The sequence below is a fragment of the Candidatus Symbiopectobacterium sp. NZEC135 genome (assembly GCF_025962695.1).
Genome location: NZ_JAGFPF010001434.1, coordinates 1 through 545 on the forward strand (window position 1 = coordinate 1; position 545 = coordinate 545).

General features: G+C 63.1%; 1 pseudogene. It reads right to left on the bottom strand.

Features of this window, described 5'->3' with window-relative positions:
- Positions 1–545 (bottom strand): annotated as a pseudogene (locus J5224_RS34690) (hypothetical protein); the annotation flags it as partial.

Sequence of the window (545 nt, forward strand, 5' to 3'; positions counted from 1 at the left end):
GACGATCGCCTGTAACCGACCATTCACCCCGTTGGCATTCAGCCGCAGGCCGGCCAGCGGCCAGCGCGCCTCCTCCAGCACCGTCTGCGCCGAGGGGCGTCCCCAGGCACGCAGTAGCGATCCCGGCAACAGCGCCAGGGTGGGGTTGATAACAGAACCACGGATCTCGCCGGGAATGGTGGCACTCAACGAGATATCGGCTAGATTGGCCTGCCCGGTAAGCTGGAAGCGTAAGGCGCTGTCAAGCAGCCCCAACCGCCCAGGCCCCAGCACCAGCACCGCGTTTGCCCTGCCGTTATGCCCTTGCGTCAGCATATTCAGACGCGCATCAATGCGCGTTTGCTGCCAACCGTCGCGCCAGTCGTGCAGCGTCATCGAGACATTGCCTGACAAGGGTTGCGCGGCGTAAGGCCAACGCCAGACGCCGTTTTCGATATCGATACGATCGGGACTCATTTTCCACGGCAGCGATACCAGCGGCGTGCTGTCATGTTGCGCCTCCAAACGCAGAACCCCTTGCGTTCCCTGCCAGTTCAGCGCCAACG